The sequence below is a fragment of the Microtetraspora sp. NBRC 13810 genome (assembly GCF_030268685.1).
In the GTDB taxonomy this organism is placed as follows: domain Bacteria; phylum Actinomycetota; class Actinomycetes; order Streptosporangiales; family Streptosporangiaceae; genus BSRQ01.
The window spans coordinates 105,658-123,429 of record NZ_BSRQ01000002.1; the positions used below are offsets into that span (position 1 = coordinate 105,658).

10 protein-coding genes are annotated in these 17,772 nt (G+C 69.7%); 7 read left to right on the forward strand and 3 right to left on the reverse strand.

The genetic code is table 11. The features are described from left to right. Window positions 1-142 precede the first annotated feature (142 nt). Window positions 143-2,779, forward strand: coding sequence for a discoidin domain-containing protein (locus tag QSK26_RS04295; RefSeq protein ID WP_285773633.1), 2,637 nt, complete (start codon window positions 143-145; stop codon window positions 2,777-2,779). Here the strand turns inward: QSK26_RS04295 and QSK26_RS04300 are convergent. Next, the gene (locus tag QSK26_RS04300; RefSeq protein WP_285773634.1) at window positions 2,767-4,701 is read right to left on the reverse strand and encodes a molybdopterin cofactor-binding domain-containing protein; all 1,935 of its coding nucleotides are present in this window, start codon (window positions 4,699-4,701) and stop codon (window positions 2,767-2,769) included. The genes QSK26_RS04295 and QSK26_RS04300 overlap by 13 nt on opposite strands. 252 nt (window positions 4,702-4,953) lie before the next feature. On the opposite strand from QSK26_RS04300, the gene QSK26_RS04305 reads away from it, so the two are divergent. The 3 genes from QSK26_RS04305 (at window position 4,954) to QSK26_RS04315 (ending at window position 8,596) form a co-directional block, all read left to right on the forward strand. Continuing rightward, window positions 4,954-5,811, forward strand: a complete 858-nt coding sequence (locus tag QSK26_RS04305) for a hypothetical protein (RefSeq protein WP_285773635.1) — start codon at window positions 4,954-4,956, stop codon at window positions 5,809-5,811. 84 nt (window positions 5,812-5,895) lie between these two features. Beyond that, window positions 5,896-6,276 carry a hypothetical protein gene (locus QSK26_RS04310; protein WP_285773636.1) on the forward strand — a complete coding sequence of 127 codons (381 nt, stop codon included), beginning with the start codon at window positions 5,896-5,898 and terminating at the stop codon, window positions 6,274-6,276. 211 nt (window positions 6,277-6,487) lie between these two features. Beyond that, window positions 6,488-8,596 carry a tetratricopeptide repeat protein gene (locus QSK26_RS04315; protein ID WP_285773637.1) on the forward strand — a complete coding sequence of 703 codons (2,109 nt, stop codon included), beginning with the start codon at window positions 6,488-6,490 and terminating at the stop codon, window positions 8,594-8,596. A gap of 132 nt (window positions 8,597-8,728) precedes the next feature. Here QSK26_RS04315 and QSK26_RS04320 read toward each other — a convergent pair whose 3' ends face one another. Both QSK26_RS04320 and QSK26_RS04325 read right to left on the reverse strand, forming a co-directional pair. After that, entirely contained in the window at window positions 8,729-8,962 is a 234-nt protein-coding gene (locus QSK26_RS04320) for a hypothetical protein (RefSeq protein ID WP_285773638.1), read from the reverse strand. 67 nt (window positions 8,963-9,029) lie between these two features. Continuing rightward, entirely contained in the window at window positions 9,030-12,161 is a 3,132-nt protein-coding gene (locus QSK26_RS04325; RefSeq protein WP_285773639.1) for an AfsR/SARP family transcriptional regulator, read from the reverse strand. 264 nt (window positions 12,162-12,425) lie between these two features. On the opposite strand from QSK26_RS04325, the gene QSK26_RS04330 reads away from it, so the two are divergent. The 3 genes from QSK26_RS04330 to QSK26_RS04340 all read left to right on the forward strand — a co-directional run bounded on the left by QSK26_RS04330 (window position 12,426) and on the right by QSK26_RS04340 (window position 17,644). Continuing rightward, on the forward strand, window positions 12,426-13,616 hold the full coding sequence (locus QSK26_RS04330; protein WP_285773640.1) for a hypothetical protein: 1,191 nt from the start codon (window positions 12,426-12,428) through the stop codon (window positions 13,614-13,616). A gap of 23 nt (window positions 13,617-13,639) precedes the next feature. Next, window positions 13,640-14,578: a carbohydrate kinase family protein gene (locus QSK26_RS04335; RefSeq protein ID WP_285773641.1), complete on the forward strand. Its 939-nt coding sequence runs from the start codon at window positions 13,640-13,642 to the stop codon at window positions 14,576-14,578. A gap of 300 nt (window positions 14,579-14,878) precedes the next feature. Then, entirely contained in the window at window positions 14,879-17,644 is a 2,766-nt protein-coding gene (locus tag QSK26_RS04340; protein WP_285773642.1) for a discoidin domain-containing protein, read from the forward strand. Window positions 17,645-17,772 lie beyond the last annotated feature (128 nt).

The following is a 17,772-nucleotide window of genomic DNA, read 5'->3' on the forward strand; positions in this document are numbered from 1 at the left end:
CTCGCGGATACATTGCATGGTTTCGCTGAAATATTGCAGACATCTGTTCGTCATTTTATGGTGTGGGGTACCCCCCGGGCGCCGGCGGCCCCCGTCTCCGGCCGCGAAGCGTCCGGCTCTTCGAAGGATGAAGGGTCAGTCGATGAACAACGGCAGGCTCAAAGCCTGGACGATCGCCACGGTCGTGGCGCTGACCGCGGGAGGACCCGCCTTCCTCCCGGCCACCCCCGCCTCCGCCGCACCGATCCCCGCCGCCGCGGCCGCCGCCGAGCGAGCCGAGTCCCCGTTCGACTTCCCCGGGCGCGGCGCCACCGTGCCCTTCACGGAGATCGAGGCCGAGGACGCCGTCACCTCGGGACAGCTGATCGGCCCCGACCGGATCTACGGCCGGCTGCCCTCCGAGGCGTCCGGACGCAGGGCGGTGACGCTCGACTCGTCCGGCGAGTACGTCGAGTTCACGCTCACCAAGCCCGCCAACGCGATGTCGCTGCGGTACAGCGTGCCGGACAACGCGCAAGGAACCGGGCAGAACACCACGGCCGACCTGCGGGTCAACGGCGCCCACCTGAAGGCCCTGCCGCTCACCTCCCGGTTCGGCTGGTACTACGGCGGCTACCCGTTCACCAACACCCCCGGCAACAACCCGCACCACTTCTACGACGAGACGCGGACCATGTTCGGCTCCACGCTCGCGGCCGGCGCCAAGGTGCGCGTGCAGTCCACCGGCGGCATCCCGATCACCGTGGACCTCGCGGACTTCGAGCTGGTCCCGGACCCGGTCGCGCGGCCCGCCGGCTCGCTGTCGGTCGACGACTTCGGAGCCGTGCGCAACGGCACGTCCGACTCCACCGCCGCGTTCCAGGCCGCGGTCGACGCCGGCCGGGCGCAGAACAAGGAGGTGTGGATCCCGGCGGGCACCTACACCCTGTGGGACCACGTGGTCGTCGACGGCGTGACCCTGCGCGGCGCCGGCCCGTGGTACAGCGTGCTCACCGGCCGGCACCCCACCGACCGCAGGCGCGCGGTCGGCGTCTACGGCAAGTACGTCCCCGGCGGCGGCTACACCGGAGCGGTACGCCCGCACGAGGCGAACGGCCCCAGCCGCAACGTCACGCTCAGGGACTTCGCCATCATCGGCGACATCACCGAACGCGTGGACGATGACCAGGTCAACGCCATCGGCGGCGCGATGACCGACTCGGTGGTGGACAACGTCTGGATGCAGCACACCAAGGTCGGGGCCTGGATGGACGGCCCGATGAACAACTTCGTCATCAGGAACAGCCGCATCCTGGACCAGACCGCCGACGGGGTGAACTTCCACACCGGCGTCACCAACTCCTCGGTGACCAACACCTTCGTCCGCAACACCGGGGACGACGGCCTGGCCATGTGGCCGGACCGCATCCCGAACGTGGGCAACTCCTTCACCCGCAACACGGTGGTCGCGCCGATCCTGGCCAACAACATCGTCACCTACGGCGGCAGGAACATCCAGATCACCGACAACGTGGTGACCGAGACCGTGACCAACGGCGGCGGCATCCACGTCGCCAACCGGTATCCGGGGGTCAACTCCGGCCAGGGCACCGCGGTGTCCGGCACCATCACCGTCGCCCGCAACACGCTGCTCCGGGCGGGCAACAACGACTTCAACTGGCGCTTCGGCGTCGGCGCCATCTGGTTCAGCGGGCTCAACGAGCCGGTCAACGCCACCATCAACGTCACCGACACCGACATCCTGGACAGCTCGTACGCCGCCATCCACTTCATCGAGGGCAGCACGAGCACGGTCAACTTCAACCGGGTCACCATCGACGGCACCGGCACGTACATGATCCAGGCGCAGTCGGGGGCCGCGACGACGTTCAACAACGTCACGGCGGACCACATCGGCGCGGGCGTGGCCATCCACAACTGCGTCGGCAACGGCTTCACCCCGCAGGTCGGCACGGGCAACTCCGGCTGGAGCCCCACCTCGACGACGTGCACCGGCACCTGGCCCGAGCCGAACTACATCTACCCGGGCGGCGGGGGCGGCGGCACGGGCGGCCTGTCCGCCTCGCCCGGCAGCCTGTCCTTCGCGGCCCGCCAGGTCGGCACGACCAGCCCGGCGCAGGCCGTCACCGTCACGAACGGCGGCGCCGCCGCGGCCCCGATCGGCTCGGTGACCACGACCGGCGACTTCGCGCGTACCACCACCTGCGGCGCCACCCTCGCCGCCGGCGCGTCCTGCACGGTCGACGTCACCTTCACCCCGACGGCGAACGGCACCCGCACCGGCACGCTCACCGTCGCGAGCAGCGCCCCCGGCGGCCCCGTCACCGTGCCCCTCACCGGCACCGGCGGCTCGGCTCCGGCGACCAACCTGGCCCACGGCAGGCCGACCACGGAGACCGGCCACACCCAGGCGTACGGCTCGGCCAACGCGGTGGACGGCAACGCCGCCACGTACTGGGAGTCGGTGAACAACGCCTTCCCGCAGTCGGTCACGGTGGACCTCGGCTCCGCCGTGAGCGTGGGCCGGATCGTCCTCAAGCTGCCCCCGGCGGCGAGCTGGGCCACCCGCAGCCAGACGATCGCCGTCCTCGGCAGCACCGACGGCGGCACCTTCACCGGCGTCGTGGCCCCCGCCTCCTACACCTTCAACCCGGCCACCGGCAACACGGCCACCATCACCTTCCCGCCCACCACCCGCCGCCACCTGCGGCTGACCTTCACCGCCAACACCGGCTGGCCCGCCGGCCAGCTCTCCGAGTTCGAGGTCTACGGCTCGTAGCCGGCATCCGCCCGCCGTCCGCCTCCCGCAGGCGGACGGCAGGTGGCCGCCCTGGTCACCCGTGGATCCTTCGGGTCCCGCGCGTCGATCTCGACCAGGCAGGCCGTACAGGACAGGTACTCCTCGTGGAAGCCGACCCCCTGGGCGAAGCCGTCCGGCATCCGGCGTCCCCAGTCGCCCTCGGCGGCCACCTTGTCCAGCACGGCCCGCTGGCGGGCGGTCTTGAGGAACTCGCGGCGGAACGCCACCGGGTCCCTGCCCAGCTTCTTCGCCAGCTCGTCGACGACGATCTCCTCGGCGCCCCGGGTGTTCGCGGAGTACACCGACCGCCAGCTCCCGGTGTGCATCCTCAGCGGCACCTCGTTGAGCAGTTCGGTGACGACGCCGAAGTGGTAGGGCACCTTCACCGTGGTGAGGAAGACCGTCTGGGCGAAGCTGAGGTTGCCGGCCACCGGCAGGTCGGCCGCGGTGGCGGTGAGGATCTCGCCGAGTCCGTGCCGCAGATCGGTCTCCACCGCCGCCACCCGGTGCTCGTACGTGAGCACCTGGCCGAGCGCGCAGGTCGCGCGGACCTTGTGGTGGGTCGCCGGGCGGGCCCGGCCGTGCCGCATGTCGTCGACCCGGGACCACATCAGCTTGACCGGTCTGCCCATCGCCCTGGAGATCCGCGCCGCCTCCAGCGCCGCGTCGAAGAACAGCCGGCGGCCGAACGACCCGCCGCTCTGCGTGACGTGCACGGTGACCCGCCGCTCGGGCAGGCCGAGCTCCGCGGCGATGGCCTGCCTGGCGACGACGGGCGACTTCAGCCCGGCCCAGATCTCCGCCCGGTCGTCCCGCACGTCGGCGATCGCGCAGTTGGTCTCCAGCGGCGCGTGGCTGACGAACGCGAAGTCGAACTCCGCCTCGACGTGCCCGGTCAGCGGCGGCACCGCGAACGGCGGGGCCGCGGCCCGCAGCCGCGCGCGGATGCCGGCGTCGGACAGGTCGTCGACGGTCCCGCCGCGCCAGGCGACGTCGAGCGCCGCCACGGCGTCCGCCGCCTGGCCGAAGGTCTCGGCCATGACCGCGACCCCGGTCGGGACCACGGCGAGATCGAGCACGCCGGGCATGGCGCGCACCGCGGCCTCGTTGCCCACCGACCGCACGGTGCCGTTGATCGACGGCGGGCGCCGCACCATCGTGGGCATCGCGCCCTCGACGTCGTGGTCCAGCGTGTACCGCAGCCGGCCGGTGACCATCGCCCGCGCGTCCAGGCGCGACGCGGGGGTGCCGACCAGCCGGTGCTCGGACTCCGGCTTCGGCGCGGCGTCGAGCCGGAGCGGGGACAGCTTCGCCGCGGACGCCGTGAGGGAACCGTAGGACGCGGTACGCCCGTCGGGCGCGACGACCGCGCCGTCCTCGACGACGAGCCGGCCGGCGGGCAGGTCCCACCGCGCGGCCGCGGCGGCGACCAGACGGGCCCGCGCCGCGGCGGCCGTGGCGCGGACCGGGCCGTAGAGCGAGCGGACCGAGTTGGAGCTGCCGGTGAGCTGGTTGAACAGCAGCTCGGACCGGGCGCCGGCCACCCGTACCCGCACCTTGGACAGCGGCAGGTCCAGCTCCTCGGCGACCAGCATCGCCACCGCCGTCGTGATGCCCTGGCCGACCTCGGCGCGCGGCAGCTCGACCCGGGCCTCGCCGTCCTCGCCGATCTCCAGTACGAGCAGCAGGTGCGCGGTCGGCGCCCCGGCCAGGATGAGGATCTCGCCGAGGTCCATGACGTCGGCGGGCTGCGGCAGGCTCGGCACGACGACCGCCGCGCCCACCGGGGCCGCCCCGGCGACGACGGTCAGGGTGGGGGCGGCGACCAGGAGGGTCAGGAACCGGCGCCGGTCGAGCGCGCCGTCGTCACGCCGGGCGGAGCTTCGAGGGGGACTGCCCATCGGCTTCCTTCTGACGGCAGAGCGGCCCCCCCGGCAGGCGGTACGGCCTTACTCCGCGAAGATCGGATTCTTTACTCCGGCAGTTTGCCGCACCCCGCCCCCGGCGGCAGGGTGAACGACGACATAGAGGTGAAATTCCATGCCGTACCGTCACCAACCCCTACGCCATCGGGGTTTGCGGGGCTTCGTGTCAACCGACCGCCCCGCTGTTTCGTCTCCCCTTATGCCCCATCTGTCACTCGAGGAGGCGCCTTGCGCGTTCGCCCGGTTCTCTCGGCCGCCGTCCTGGGCGGCGGCCTGCTCTGCCTCGGCCATCCGGCGGGCGCCGCCCTCGGGGACGCCGTCATCGTCACCGACGTCGTGGAGTACCGGTGCACGACACTGGCCACGGCCGACACCCAGGACATCAGGGTGCGGGTCACGCTGACGATGCCGACCGACGCCCGGCCGGGTGAGCAGTTCGAGATCGGCTGGACCGGCGTGTACGCCGACGGCGACGAACTCCGCGCCCCCTTCGACGGCCTGCCCGCGGACACCAAGGCGTACGCGTACGCCGGCATCAGCGACAAGCCCGGCCTGACCTCGGCCACCGGCGTCGGCACCATCGACGTGGCCGGCGGGGAGGCCACCGTCCCGCTCCCCACGGAGAGGGTCCCGCTGAAGACCCAGGCGTCCACCGCCGGCACCGCCACCGTACGGCCGGCCGCCCTCAACTTCGGCACCACCCCGCAGGACCGCGTGATCGACTGCGAGGTGCAGAACAGGGCCGCCCTCACCCCCTACACCCTCACGATCGGCTCGGTCTCCCCCTCGACCACCCCCTCGTCCACTCCCTCGACCACCCCGTCGTCCACCCCCTCGTCCTCGCCCTCCTCGACCCCCATCTCCACAGTCACCGAAACCGCCACCGAGACGGAGACCGCGACGAACCCGGACGGCACGGTCACCAGAATCCCCACGGGCGGCGCCGCCACCGGCGGAGGCGGCGAGACAGGCCCCGACGCCCGCCTCCTCATCCTCACCGGCCTCCTCCTCACCGCCACCGCCGCCGCCGGCGGCCTCCTCCTCCGCCGCCGAAATCCGTCAACCCGCGACAGCCCTATTCGATAAACAACGAGAAGCTCTGGCGACCACTATCCGGACGTGGTGGACTGATTACCGGACCTCTTTCCTGTCACCCTGGAGCGTGTGTCGATGACAGATCCGATGACCCTGGCCATCGCCACTGCCATGGCGGGTAAGGCGGTGGAGATCGCGGGCGAACCGGCCAAAGAAGCCATCGGGGCGATGGTCCGGAAAGTACGGGAGAAGTTCAGAGGACGCGCCGCCGAGGAAGCCCTCGTGATCGCCGCCGAAACCGACCCGGACTCCACGAACCGGCTCGGCGCACTACAGGGAGCGCTTCAGCGCGTCATGGGCGAGGATCCGGCTTTCGCCGGGGAACTGCGGGCTCTGTGGAATCAGGCTCAGGTGAGCGCGGCGGCGCACGGGGACGGCGTGGTCAACGTCTTCCACGGTCAGGCCGAGAAGTCCATCCAGCTCCGTGACGTGCACGGCGGGCTCACCATCAACTGAACGGCGTCCCCCATTCCGCACGCCGGTCACTCGCGTCACGTCTTACATCTGGAATTGCATATCGGACAAATTCCTCGGCGTCTTTCACCGTGGTCACCCCGGCGTGAAATCCCGCACGCGAGCCAGGCATACTGTCGTCGACGGAATGCCGAACCGGGGTGTGGTAGTGGTGGCAGAACGGCGACACAATGACCGGAACAACCCGGAAACCGTGCGAAATGAGGTTGACGGGTCAATATATGGGCCCCTTGTCCAGGCGCGGGACATCACCGGTGACGTCCATTTCCACCGGACCGTTTCACTGCCTCCGCCCAACCAGCTCCTGCCGCGCCCACGTCTGATAAACCGCGATTCCGTCATCGCCGAGCTGGACGCGCTCCGCGCGCACGACACGGACACCCCGGTCACCGCGCTGATCACCGGCTCGGCCGGGGTGGGGAAGACGACACTGTCCCTGAGCTGGGCGCACATGGTCCGCCCGCACTACCCCGACGGGCAGTTGTACGCAGACTTAGGCGGCCACGCCGGTGATGAGCCGGTGTCCCCGCATACGGTGCTGGGCGATTTCCTGCACGCCCTCGGCATTCCGGCCGAGCTCATCCCGGGCGAGTTCGCCAGGCGGGCCGCGCTGTACCGCACGGTCACCCACGACCGGCGGCTCTTCGTCCTGCTGGACGACGCCGTCACGGCGGCCCAGGTCCGGCCGCTGCTCCCCGCCTCCCCGCGAAGCGTCACCTTGGTGACGAGCAGGCACCGGCTGGCGGGTCTGCTGGCAGGAGGGGCGCACGGAGTGCAGGTCGATCATCTCGACGCCGACGCCGGTCTCGCCCTCCTCGTGGACGTCCTCGGCGAGGACCGGGTGGCACGGGAACCGCAGGCGGCGGTCGAGCTGGTCGAACTGTGCGTACGGCTCCCGCTGGCCCTGCGCGTCGCGGCGGCCCGTCTCGCCGCCCGCCCGAACTGGCCGCTCGCGGAGATGGTCGCCGCGCTCTCCGAGGAGCAACGACGCCTGGCGGCCCTGACGATCGGGGACGACATGGCCTTACGCGCCTCGCTGGACCTCTCCTACCGGGCGCTCCCGCCCGGGGCCGCCCGCCTGTACCGGTTGCTTTCCGTGGTGCCGGGCAACACCTTCGGCGGCGACGCCGTGGCCGCGCTGGCCGGCATCCCCGGGTGGGAAGCGAGGCGCCTGCTCGAACTCCTCACCGAGGCGAACCTGCTGACCGACACCGCCGAGGCCCGGTACCGGTTCCATCACGCCCTCATCCGGCTGCACGCCTCCCAGGAGGCCGAAGCAGAAGATCCCGAGGAGGTGCGCGACGGTGCGGTGCAGCGGCTGCTCGGCTGGTACCTGGCCACCGCCGCCAAGGCCGAGCGACGGATACGGCCCCATCGCACCGGGTTGCCCCGAGACGCGGAGTCCCCGCCCGCCGAGCCCACCGACTTCGGCGGCCCGGAGGACGCGCTGGCCTGGCTCGCCGCCGAACACGCCAATCTAGGCGCGGCGGTCACCGCCGCGTACGAGCACGGCCGGCCGGCCACCGCGTGGCAGCTCGCGGACGCCATGTGGCCGCTGCTGCTCCACCTGGGCCATCGTCAGGCCGAGCGCCTCGCCGTCGAGGAGATCGGGGTGGCCGCGGCGCGCGCCTGCGGCGACCGGCACGCGGAGGCGAAGATGCTGAACCGGCTGGGCCTCAGCCTGCACGACCTGGGACGGTTCGACGACGCCACCGCCCACTTCGAGCAGGCGCGCGCCCTGTGGGAGGCCCTCGGCGAGCGGGGCAGGAGCGCCGGTTCGCTGCGCAGACTCGGCTGGGTCGCAGCAACCCGGGGCGAGCACGACACCGCGATCGGGCACTTCCTGGCCGCGGCCGCGGTCTACCGCGAACTCGGGGCAGGCAGGAAGGTCGCGCTCGTCCTGACTGAACTGGCGAACGTCCTCATAGCGCAAGGCCGAGGTTCGGATGCGATCCACCATGCGGAGCAGGCACGCACGCTCCTTGACGGCGTGGACGATCGTTACAACCAGGGGCGCGCCCAGATCGCCCTGGGGCGCGCTCACATGGCGAAGGAAGATCGCGATGCGGCCACCCAAGAGCTGCGCGCCGCGTTGGAGACGCTGACCGAGCTCGGCTCGGCGACCGGCCGGGCGGAAGCTCTCACGGCACTGGGCGAGCTGGCCGAACACGCGGAGCGGCACGACACGGCCCGCCGACGCTACGAGGAGGCGCTGGCCGCTCTCGGCGAGGGCGACACCGCGGCCCACACCCGGCTACGACTCCACCTGAACCGGCTCGATCGAGGCGAGGGAGTGTCCTGACACGAAAAAAGGCCACCACATTCGACGATCCCCTTGTGGGAGGTCGGCGGTGGTGGCCGTCCATCCTGCGGCGGCTCTCCTAGATAACCCTCCCCATAAGAACCTTCGTGATCAACGACTCTTTTCCGGCCATCAGGCACCCATAATGATCGATACACCCTCAATGGCACCCATCATGATCAATGCATTTTTAGCCACACCCATCATGATTAACGGGTCCATAAGGGCGATAATGGTGGACACGAAAATTCCTCCTTGAGGAGTTTCTGGTTCACACAATAAAAGTCGGAAAAAACCCCTCTTGCGGGCTTTCGTGCTCATACTACCAGCACACACCGGCGTTTCGGCACTCGCCCATTCACTCACGCTTCATCCCAAAATCCGAAAAATGACCATAAACCTAAGTATTATGGTCAACCAGGCGGATGGATAATCAGGAACCGGTAGCTTCCACACCTTGAAGGCGGAGTCGTATTATTTCGGACTCGGGGGCATCAAGCGCCTCGAATATCGCAAGCGCTTGCTCTAGAAAAGGTCTGGCCGCTTCGTGCCCCCGCATGTGGAGCGAGGTCTCCCCCAGCCCCTGAAGGCAGGCCGCCTCCAGGGCTGGGTCCTCCAGCCTCCGCGCCTCACGCAGGCCGCGCTGGTAGGTCTCGTAGGCGGGGGTGTACTGCCCGCTGCCACGCTGCGCCTCGCCCATGGCGTGCAGCGCACGGATCTCCTGGTAGGGATCGCTTATCTCCCGCGCCAGCGCCAGCGCCTTATGGAAGTGGATGAGCGCTTGCGCGTGCATTTCCCGCAGCAGATACGTCCTGCCGATGTTGCTGAGCGCATCCGCCTCGTGTCGGCGGTCACCTGTCTCCCGGTAGACAGACAACGCTTCCCGGTAGAAGTGCAGGGCTTCGTCGTAACGCCCTTTGTACTGGTGCACGTTCGCCACGTTGTTGAGGGCCACTGCCTCGTTCTGCCGCCAGCCCACCTCACGCATTATCGCCAAAGCTCGCTGGAATAGTTCCAGCGCTTCGCGATGACGACCCCGGTCGAAACGCCACTGGCCGATGTTGTTGAGGGCCATCGCCCCGAACGGAGCGTTGTCGAGGGTCCGGGCGATCTCCCACGACTGCTCGAAGGCGGCGACCGCTTCTTCCGTGCGTCCCAGGTAGTTCAGCGCGTTCCCCTTGTGCAGTAACGCTTCTCCCTCGCCATGCGCCACCCCCAGTTCGCGGTACAGCGCGATCGCCCGTTCCGCGTACGCCACAGCCGCCTGGTTGCGACCGGACAGCCAGGACACCCGCGCGAGATGGTCAAGGGTGTCAGCCTCACCACGCCGGTCGTTGATCTCGCGGAACGCCCGCAGGCCCGCCTGCGCGTGCTCGAAGGCGGCATCGTAATAACCGGTACGGCTGCGCACGAGGCTGAGTTCGAGTTCGGCATGCGCCTCGCCGCCGCGGTGACCGGTCTCCCGGCAGACCCGCCGGGAGATCTCATGGATGTCGAGCGCGTCCTCCCAGTGCGCCGACCATTCCAGGTACTGAGCAAGGATGCGTGGCAGCAGGGCCGCGTGGGCGGAGAAGCCGTGGTGAGCGGCGTAGCGAACGCATGCCAGAAGATTGGCCCGTTCGGCACGCAGCCATTCCACGGCCGTGCGCGGCTCGGTCACCTCAGGCGCGTCAACCGGCGGATAGGAGACCCGCACATCGACGGGGCGCCGATGCGGATACAGCCTGCGTCCGGCCTGATCGGCGGTGTGCAGGTAGAAGTCGAGCAGCCGGTGTACGGCCTGCCGAGGCTCCTCCCACGGTACCGCCGCCGCGCGTTCGCGGGCATAGTCGCGCAGCAGATCGTGCAGCCGGACGCGTCCTGGATGCGGTTCCTCGACCAGATGCCGGTCGATCAGCCCTTCGAGGACGCGCTCCGTCGTGGCCCGGTCGTAGCCGATCAGCGCCGCTGCGGCGTCGGTGGACAGGTCGTCTCCCACATGGAGGCCGAGACGGCGGAACGCCCGCTGCCCTTCCGCGGAAAGCTCGCGGTAAGAGAGATCGAACGCGGAGCTCAGATCGCTGTCCTCCGCGTGCATCTCGGCCAGCCGATCCCTGGCTCGTGAGAGCCTGGTGGCCAGCCCGTCGACACCCCTCGCGGGCCGGTGCCGGAGCTTGTTCGCCACGATGGTGACGGCGAGCGGCAGATGCCCGCACAGGCTCACCACCTCCTTGACGGCGCGGGCGTCCACCTTTCGGTCGAGACCGACGATCCGCCGGAACAAGAGGGCGGCGTCATTCGGCGCGAGGATGTCGAGCGAGAGCGGCCGGACTCCGTCGAGTCCAGCGAGCCGCCGCCTACTGGTGATCAGCACAAGGCATCCGGGCGTTCCGGGCAGAAGCGGCCGGACCTGGTCAGCGCCGGCGGCGTCATCAAGCACGACCAGCGTCCGTCGATTCGCCAGCCGCGCCCGCCACAGCGCGGCACGTTCCTCCAACCGGTCCGGAATCCAGCGAGGATCTTCACCGATCATGTGGAGCAGGGATTTCAGGGCATCGGCGGCCTCGACCGGTGGCCGGTTCGGGTCGTGCGCGTGCAGATGGAGGTACAGGCGTCCGTCCGGATAGCGGTGGGCGAGCCGGTGAGCGGCGTGGATCGCGAGCGCCGACTTGCCGATCCCGGCCATGCCGTCGATGGCCTCGATGGACACTGCCGTCGGCGTGGGGTCGAGCGCCTCGTACAGGCGCTGCAACTCGGCCTCCCTGCCGGTGAAGTCCGCGGTGTCACGCGGCAGCGTGTCAGCAAGCGATGTCCCCTGCGCCCGCTGGACGGGCGGAGCCGCCAGACCGGGATCTCCGCGCAGGATGCGCTCGTAGGTACCGCGCAGCGACGCGGCGGGCTCCGCGCCGAGATCCCCCACGAGTCGGCGTCTGGCCTGGTGATACGCCTCCAGCGCATCGCCTTGGCGGTTACATCGGTAGAGGGCCACCATCAGGTCCTCGACGAACGATTCGTCATAGGGATGCTGCCCGACGAGCCGGTACAACTCGCCGATCAGCTCGCTGTGCCGGCCCGCCTCGAGTTCGAGTGCGAGCCGCATTCCGATGACCGCGCGATGCTCGTTTTCCAGGCTTATACGGAACTTCTCTACCCATTCTCCAGACAGTCCGGAAAGGGGTTCTCCACGCCATAATTCTTCGGCATCGCGCAGGAGACGCAGCGCGTCCTCCGCGTCCCCGCTGTCCGCGATGGCACGCGCCTGCGCGTACAGCCGCCGGAACCGGTGTAGATCGATGCGCTCCGGGTCGACGTCCAGCAGGTAAGCCCCGGGACGCGAACTCACCCGCGCTTCATGCGCGCCGAATTGCAGCCGGCCACGCAACCGCGCGATGTAACTGTGCACACTCCCACGGGCCTTGGACGGCGGCGTGTCACCCCATACCCGCTCGATCATACTTTCGATGGAAACGGGCTGCCGGGGAGTGAGCAGCAGGAGCGCCAGCACGAATCGTTCTTTAGCCGAGCCCAGTTCACGCAACGCCCCGTCGGCCCGCAACTCTACGGAGCCGAGTACTCGGAACTCCATCCACGAGTGTCCTTTCGGCAGCAATTTACCCGCCGCTAGCCAGTTTCTCCCGTGTGGGGCTATCGGTCCACGTCACGACAGCGATCGATGCGCAGGCGCGACATACGGATGCGCTCACGGTAACTGCAAGGTTTTATCCAGGTCCAGTCTGGATGCTCAGATAGATCGATAAAAATCACAATAACGGCCTGACTTATAGGTACAAGAAATCCTGGCCGAAGCGGAAAGGAGTTCACATCGATGCCGTGCACAGAGAAATATCACGTGCCAGTCGGTCCCGACGCCGCCCGGTGGGTGACCCGCCGGAGCGTGCGGACCGTTCTGGTGATCGTGCACACGGTCACCTCCGGCCAGCGGTTGCTGGACATCGTCCACCTGCTCGCCACCGACCTACGGGTCCAGGTGGTCTTCACCATCGGACCGGACGTGTTCGGCAACGGGGTGACCGAGCTGCTGAACCGGATCGGCGGCGTGGTCCTGCCGTGGCATCTGGTCATACGCCACCGGTTCGACCTCGCGGTGGCCGCCGCGTACGGGGGGATCGAGGAGGTGCACGCGCCGCTCATCGTCCTCCCGCACGGCGCCGGGTACAACAAGCGGGTGAGCCGCCGGACCCGGGGCGGGCCCGCCGGCGTCCGCGGCGTGTACGGGCTGAGCCCGCAGGAGCTCGTGCGGGACGGCACGGTGGTGCCCGCGGCCATCGTGCTCGCGCACGACGTGGAGCTGCGCCGGCTTGGGCGAAGCTGCCCCGAGGCCGTCCCGGTGGCCGAGGTGGTCGGCGATCCCTGCCACGACCGGCTGATGGCCAGCGCGCATCTGCGGCCCGCCTACCGCCGGGCGCTCGGTGTCGGAGACGATCGGGAACTCGTGGTGGTGACCTCCACCTGGGGCACAGGTTCGCTGTTCGGCAGGCGCGCCGAGTTGCTGCCGCGGCTGTTGGCCGAACTGCCGCGCGACCGCTACCGCGTCGCCATGCTCCTGCATCCGAACGTCTGGTTCGGGCACGGGATCTGGCAGATCCAGGGGTGGCTCGCGGACTCCGTGCGCGGCGGGCTCGCGCTGGTGTCGCCGGAGGCGGACTGGCGCGGCGCGCTGGTGGCCGCCGATCACGTCGTCGGCGACCACGGCTCGGTCGCGGTCTACGGTGCGGCGTGCGGCGCGTCCGTCCTGCTGGCGGGCGAGGCCACGGACGACCTCGACCCCGAGTCCGCCGGCGGCCTGCTCGCCGCGACCGCCCCCGTGCTGCGCCCCGATCGACCGCCGGCCGCCCAGCTTGCGGACGCCGCCGCCCGCCGTCCCGGCCTCAGGCCGGTCGCGGCACGGCTCACCTCTGCTCCTGGCGAGTTCGACCGGAACATGCGGCGGCTGATGTACCGCCTCATGCGCCTGCCGCAACCGCGCACTCTCGCCCGTACCGAGCCGGTGCCGCCCCCCTTCGTCAGCGCCCCCGCCTGACCGTGCGAACCCGAGGAGCCGTCATGGGAAGCAAGATCGTGGTCGCCGGTGTCACCAGCCTGTACATGGCGTTGCCGGTCGAGGGGTTCCCCCTTCCGTACACGCCCGTCCATTTCCCCGACTGGTTGCGTGCCGACGTGTCGGGGGCCGCCTGCCACATCGCCGATATCTTGCGTGCACTCGGTGGCGACGTCCGGCTGTGCACCTTCGTGGGAAACGACATCGCCGGACAGGCGATCACGACCTCGCTGCGTGCCCGAGGACTGCTCGGGGGCGGTGTTGTGACCACGCTGCACTCGTCGCTCGGTGTCGTGCTCGTCGACCCGGACGGACGGCGCCGCGGCCATCCGTACCTCGCCTCCGTCAACGCCCTGGAGTACCCGGTCGAAGCGTTCCGCAAGGAGATGCGCGGCTCCGACCTCGCCGTGCTCACCAACACCGCCTTCGTGCGGCCCCTGCTACGGCACGCGCACCGCGAAGGGGTCCCCATAGCCGTGGACGTCCACGTGATCACGGACGTGAACGACGCCTACAACCGGCCCTGGCTGGAGGTCGCCGACATCATCTTCTGCAGTGACGAGCGCCTGCCCTGCCCCCCAAGACAGTGGGTGGCCCAGATCTTCGCCTGCTACCCCGGCTGCATGATCGCAGCAGTGGGACGCGGCGAGCGAGGCTGTCTCATGGGACTGAAGGACGGCCGTCTGATCGAGGCCGCGGCCGTGGCGCCACGCGGGGTGGTGAGCACTTCGGGGGCCGGAGACGCGCTCTTCGCGTCGTTCCTGCACACCTGGCTCGCCTCGCACAACCCGGTCGCCGCGTTGGAGGACGCCGTGCTGCACGCGGGGTGGAAGGTGGGCGACACGTTTCCGGGTGCGGTGTCCCTCACCGAGGACGAACTACGCCGGCTGCGCGAAGCGCACCCTGTCAAAGTCGTGTTCGACCGCTGGGACGACACCGTCTGATCTGCGGGCCCCGATCCATGCTCGGTTCCGGCCGGTCTGGTCACCCGGCCGGCACCGAGGGCGCCGCCCTCTCACGGCCCCGCTGTCGTGTTTGTCGTGATCGATCTGTTGCCGGATGTGCCCTTTTGAAATCTGGAGGTAACGCCTAGCCTTCCGGATAACGTTATCTCAGCCTCTGTTTCGGAGATCCGAAACCGGAGCAAGGAGGGCTGCGCAGTGGGCGGAGCCATGCTTTCTGCCTGGTCACGGCGCCGCCATGCGGTCACGGCCACCGTAAGCGAAAGGTACCGAGGCACCACCATGAGAAGACCGCGAAGCGCCGCGCTGGCAGTCGTGCTGGCGACGACGCTCACCGGCTCGCTGATGACGGCCGGGCCGGCCACGGCGGCCACCCCCACGGCCGACCAGCAGTGGGCGCGGGTTCAGCAGATCGTCGGCGCCGTCAAGGGCCGCTGGACCACGCCCGCGTACTCGAACTCGATCACCCGCACCATGCCGGACACGGCGCTGCTCGGCAACGGCGACATCGGCGTCACGTCCGGCGGCGGGAACGGCTACAAGACCTTCTACATCTCCAAGGGCGACTTCTGGCTCGGCGGCTCCAGTCCCTCGCTCGTCGCCCTCGGCTCGGTGACCATCACCCCCGCGTCCGGCGCCGACCAGTCGGCCAACCTGGCACTGGGCGCGACGGCCACCGCCTCCAGCTCGCACCCCTCCTTCGCGCCCGGCCGGGCGGTCAACGGCAGTTGGGGACCCGGCTACGAGGGCTGGGTGTCGAACGTCGGCAAGCCGCAGACCCTCGAACTCGACCTCGGCACGGCCAGAACCTTCCGGCGCTACATCCTGCGGCACGACGCCGCCGCCCGGCCGGCGGAGAGCGCCAACACCGGCAAGGACTGGACCCTCTCGGTCAGCTCCGACCGCTCGAACTGGACCACCGTCGACACCGTCACCGGCAACACGGCCGCCGTCTCCGACCGGACGTTCGCCCCGGTCACCGCACGGTACCTGCGGCTGGACCTCACCGAGCCGACCCAGGGCACCACGCCCGACTCGGTCAGCAACCCGCGGGCCAGGGTCGGGCAGTTCGAGCTGTACGACACCGAGGGCCCCACCGCGCCGAACGATCCCTTCACCGAGGAGCAGAACATCCTCAAGGGTGACATCGAGACCTCGATGACGATCGGCGGCACCCCCGTCTCCATGAAGACCTGGACCGGGGCCGAGGACAACGTCGTGGTGACGCAGATCCGCTCCCTCGGCGAGCGGACCGTCCGGCTCCAGGCGCAGACCGCCACCGGCTCGGTCGACGCGCGCCCCGGTTTCACCAGCACCGCGGGGGTGACCGGCGACACGGTGTGGGCCACCCGCGAGACGCCCGCCGGTGAGCCCTGGACCTCGCGCGCCTCGCTGGCCAGCCGGGTCGTCGGCGGCGCCCCGGTCGGCGAGCCGGCGGCGAACGGCCCCGCCGGGCAGATCGTCTTCGACCTGCCCGCCGGCCAGACCGTGAACATCGTCACCGCCGTCGCCGGCGGCGGCCCGAACCCGGCCGACCCCGCCCCCGCGGCGCGGAAACTGGCCGGCGACCAGACCGCGGGCACGCTCGGCACGCTCTACGACGAGCACGTGGACTGGTGGAAGCGGTATTGGCTGCGGTCCTACGTCGACCTCGACGACGACGTGCTCGAACGGTTCTACTACGGATCGCTCTACCTGCTCGGCTCCTCCATGCGGGAGGGCAGGACGGCGCCCGGCCTCTACGGCATCTGGGCGACGTCGGACTACCCGCAGTGGGGTGGCGACATGCACCTCAACTACAACTGGCAGGCGAACTACTACGGCGTCTACTCCAGCAACCGCCCCGAGCTGGCGCTGCCGTACTTCGACCTGGTGCAGGACTACCTGCCCGAGGCCAGGCGGCGGTCCGTCGAGGACCTCACCCGTGTCAAGCCGGACTACATCGGGCCGCGTTTCCCGAGCGGCGGCATCCCCGGCGGCGTGCTCTTCCCGGTGGGCATCGCGCCGTTCGGGGCGACCGTGGGCGACCTCTACCACCAGCAGGTGGCGAACGCGCTGTTCACCGTCACGCAGTACATCTCGTACTACGACTACACCCAGGACCGGGACTTCCTGGTCACCAAGGGGTACCCGTTCATGAAGGAGGTGGCCACCTTCTTCGAGCACTACCTGGAGTGGGACGCGAAGGCGCGGCAGTACAACCTGTACTCCGGGCCGCACGAGGGCACCTGGGCCAAGAACTCCAGCCCGGATCTCGGGATGCTCAAGCTGCTGCTCACCAAGGTGATCGCGGCCGGCGAGGAGCTGAAGAAGGACGCCAAGAGCCGCAGGACCTGGCAGAAGATCCTCAAGCACCTGCCGGCCACGCCCACCACGGTCTACAACGGCAAGACGGTGTACGCGCTCGCCGACCCCGGCACGGTGAGCGACGGGCGGGACATCCGCCCCGGCGACAACACCGTCAACCTGGAGTTCGTCCATCCCGGTGAGCAGCTCGGCATCGGGTCGCCGCAGGCGGACCGGCAGCGGGCCATCGACACGATCGACGTCATGAACTCCTGGGGCCAGGAGAACAGCTTCCCGAAGATCTTCACCCAGGCGGCCCGGGTCGGCTACCCCGCCCAGACCCTGGTGGACAGGCTGAAGGGGCAGATCACCCAGCGGATGGCCCCGAACCTGCGCATCGCCGACGGCAACCACGGCCTGGAGAAGGCCGGCGCCATCGAGGCCATCGACAACATGATGCTGCAGAGCTTCGACGGCGTCGTGCACGTCTTCCCCGTCTGGCCCGCGGGCAAGAACGGCTCCTTCGTCAAGCTGCGGGAGAAGGGCGGCCTGGTCGTCTCCAGCGAGATCAGCGGCGGGAAGGTGACCTACGTGGACATCACCGCCGAAGCGGGCGGCGATGTCCGCCTGGCCAACCCGTGGCCGGGGCAGAAGGTGCGGATCACCCGGGTCGGCACCAGGCAGGTGGACTACGCCGCCGGCAAGGACGTGATCAAGATCTCGGCGAAGAAGGGCGCGACGTACACCATCACCCCGGTCTGAGCCTGACCTGAGGGGACAGGGAGCCCGGCGCGGTCGCCCGCGCCGGGCTCCACGCGTTCCCGGCTACGCCGAGCGGTGTACGCCGCGGGCCGCTGACGGGCGGATGCGGGCGGCGGCGCGAAAAGGAG